3 protein-coding genes and 1 pseudogene are annotated in these 2,798 nt (G+C 69.2%); 1 reads left to right on the top strand and 3 read right to left on the bottom strand.

Annotated features, from left to right (window positions below):
- Positions 1 to 382 (top strand): annotated as a pseudogene (locus HUU96_RS14295) (DNA gyrase subunit B); the annotation flags it as partial.
- A gap of 32 nt (positions 383 to 414) precedes the next feature.
- Here HUU96_RS14295 and HUU96_RS14290 read toward each other — a convergent pair.
- The 3 genes from HUU96_RS14290 to HUU96_RS14280 form a co-directional block, all read right to left on the bottom strand.
- Positions 415 to 1,425, bottom strand: coding sequence for an aromatic ring-hydroxylating dioxygenase subunit alpha (locus tag HUU96_RS14290; RefSeq protein WP_174293412.1), 1,011 nt, complete (start codon positions 1,423 to 1,425; stop codon positions 415 to 417).
- A gap of 22 nt (positions 1,426 to 1,447) precedes the next feature.
- Positions 1,448 to 1,828 carry a DUF6152 family protein gene (locus tag HUU96_RS14285; RefSeq protein ID WP_174293411.1) on the bottom strand — a complete coding sequence of 127 codons (381 nt, stop codon included), beginning with the start codon at positions 1,826 to 1,828 and terminating at the stop codon, positions 1,448 to 1,450.
- Between the two features lie 137 nt (positions 1,829 to 1,965).
- A partial coding sequence (locus HUU96_RS14280; protein ID WP_174293410.1) for an MBL fold metallo-hydrolase occupies positions 1,966 to 2,798 on the bottom strand: 833 nt, incomplete at its 5' end.

The raw sequence follows: 2,798 nt of genomic DNA, 5'->3' as shown, positions 1-2,798 counted from the left end.
GCTCGTCTCCTCGCGCACCGCGCCGCCTGTCGAGGCACCCGTCGACGCGGTCGCGACCGACGAGGAGGGCGAGCCCGTCGCCACCCAGTCCGCCGGCAAGGGCGATACGCTCGTCGCGCGCCCGTCCCAGCTGCTCGACGCGATCCTGGCGTCCGGGCGCAAGGGGCTGGCGATCCAGCGCTACAAGGGGCTGGGCGAGATGAACGCGGAGCAATTGTGGGAGACGACGCTTGATCCCGCCAACCGCTCGATGCTGCGCGTGACGATCGATCAGGCGGACGTGGCGGACGAGATCTTCACCCGGCTGATGGGCGACGTGGTGGAGCCGCGGCGCGAGTTCATCCAGGACAACGCGCTGTCGGTCGCCAATCTGGACGTGTAGCGGGCGGCGGTCCCGGCCCCGGCCTGGTCGCCTCAGCCCCGCTCCTGCGTCGCCAGCCGCTCCAGCTCGCGCCGCACCATCCCCGATCCAGTGTCGCCCTTGGTGAAGTTGGTCAGCTTCGCGCCGGTGCGGTCGATGTTGCGCTGCGCGGCCTCGATGATTGGCTTGTCCTCGGTGCTGAACGCGCGGCCGATGATCTCGACGAGGCGCTCGGTCAACGGGGCGTTGGCGATGTCGAAGTCGCGGGCGAACTTCCAGAAATAATGCGTCGTCCGGTCCGTCTCGGGCGTCAGGATGTGCGCGGTCGGCGTGTGGACGCCGCTGTCGCGCGGCGTGCCCGGGGCCATGATCCCGAGGTTGAGGAGGAGGTTGGTGGCGGGCTGCCACTTCATGTCGAGATATTTGTCGACCCGCTCCGTCCGCGTCCACGCCTGGCGGTGCAGCGCGCTGGGCGGCAGGTCCGGCCACAGCGTGTTGACCGAGATCGTGTCGCCCTCGCGCACCACGGCGACCTGTTGCACCTCCGCCGCGCCCGGCTGCCCGACGGTGGTGGGGTGGATGTAGTCGGCGTGCGCCAGGTCCATGAGATTGTCGATGACCAGCCGGTAGTCGGCCTCGATATGCACGTAGCCGCCGCCCGCCGCGTACCGGCCCGGCGAGTCGAACCAGCCGTAATCCGGGATCGCGTCGACGCTGGCGAGGTCCGCCTGCCCGAGCCAGACCCACAGGATGCCGTGCTTGTCGGCGATCGGGTAGGCGCGCGCCTTCAGCCGGTCGGGCGGGCCCTGGATATGCGGGTTCTTCCGGCAGGTGCCGCCCGTGTCGAAGGCGATGCCGTGATAGGGGCAGACGAGGTTGCCCTCGGCGACCGTGCCCGCGCTCAGCGGCACGGCGCGATGCGGGCACACGTCGAGCAGTGCGCCGATCCCGTCCGTCCCGCGGAAGATCACGATCGGGTCGTTCAGGATCGTGATCGCCAGCGGCGTGTCGGCGAGGTCGTCGGACCAGCCCGCCATGTACCAGGCGTTACGCACGAAGGTCACAGCATCTCTCCCGTTCGCTCGGCTAGGCCGCGAGCCGCTTGCCCAGCATCTTGCCGTTCGGCAGCAGCACCGCGTTGAGCGCGCCGCCCTTCTCTCCGCTGCGCAGCGGGGCGATGTAGACGGTGATCTTGTCGCCGGGCGCGAACGAGGCCTTGCTGAAGCCGGCGCGGCGCAGCACGCCGGGGTTTCCGCCCTCGATGCTGTACTTGTCGGGGGTGCCGGTGCCGTTGGGCACGAGCACGTACAGCCAGGTATGCGGGCTCGACCACTGCCAGTCGACCACCGTCACGCCCTTCAGCTCGTTCTCCTTTTTTCCGTCGAACATCGCGAAGGAATGGTGGGCGAGGGCCGGCTGCGCGATGCCGACGAGACCGGCCAGTGCCGCGGCGACGGTGACCTTCATGCTGCTCTCCTGCGCCGCCGCCTGGTCGGCCGACGATCATGGAGAACAGTCGTAACGGAGGCGACCGCGCCCACAAGACCCTCGTACCCGACATTCCGCTGCGTGGAACGGGCCGCCGAGCGGAAGGCCGGCGGCCGTTATCGACGCACGATCAGGTTCGTCCAGGGCGGGTTCGCCGGCGGGTAGCCTTCGGTCAGCTCCTTGTAGACGGTCTGCGTGAAGCTGAGGAACATCGGGCTCGCGCCGGGCTCGGGCAGCGCCTGCATCACTTCGGCCATCGTCTTCTTCTGCTCGACCATCGCCTTGATCTGCGCGCGATACTGCTCGACATCCTGCAGCGACGCCTGCAGCTTGGCCTTGGGCACGACCGGGCCGTGCCCGGGAACGTAGAGGTCGGCGTCGAGCGCGAGGAGCGCCTTCATCGACTCGATCCAGCCCAGCGACGAGCCGCCGAAATGGATGACCGGGAAGCGGCCGAGATTGGTCAGGACGATGTCGCCGCCGTAGACGACCTTCTGCTTAGGCAGGTAGACCGCGAGGTCGCCGCTGGTGTGCGCCGGCGCGACATGGATCAGCACCATGCGGACGCCGTCGATCGTGACCGTCTGCGTGTCGCTGATCGTCGGCGTGGGCAGGTAGCCGGCGACGATCGGGCTGTAGACGCCGACGTAGCGCGCGAGCTTGGGATCGGCCGCCGCCGCGATCGCGGACGCCTCGATCTCGCTGCGGGCGTTCTCCTGCGCGATCACGGGGGTGCCGGCGGGAAAGCCCGGCAGCCCGCCGACATGGTCGGGATCGGCGTGGGTGACGATCACCTGGTTCACCGGCTTGGGCGTGACCTCGGCGACCTTGGCGATCTCCTTGCGCCCGTCGTCCGGCGTGTTGCCGGTGTCGATCACGACCACGCCCTTGTCGCCGACGACGAAGCCCGAATTGGATCGGCCGCCTTCCAGCCAATAGGCCCCGCCGC

It is taken from the genome of Sphingomonas bacterium, from assembly GCF_903644135.1.
GTDB lineage: Bacteria > Pseudomonadota > Alphaproteobacteria > Sphingomonadales > Sphingomonadaceae > Sphingomonas.
Note: the sequence above shows the minus strand (reverse complement) of the source record. Positions and strands in the feature narration are given on the sequence as shown.

Excerpts from the sequence above, each read along its gene's own strand:
- HUU96_RS14285 (WP_174293411.1), bottom strand. The coding sequence starts at position 1,828 with ATGAAGGTCACCGTCGCCGCGGCACTGGCCGGTCTCGTCGGCATCGCG.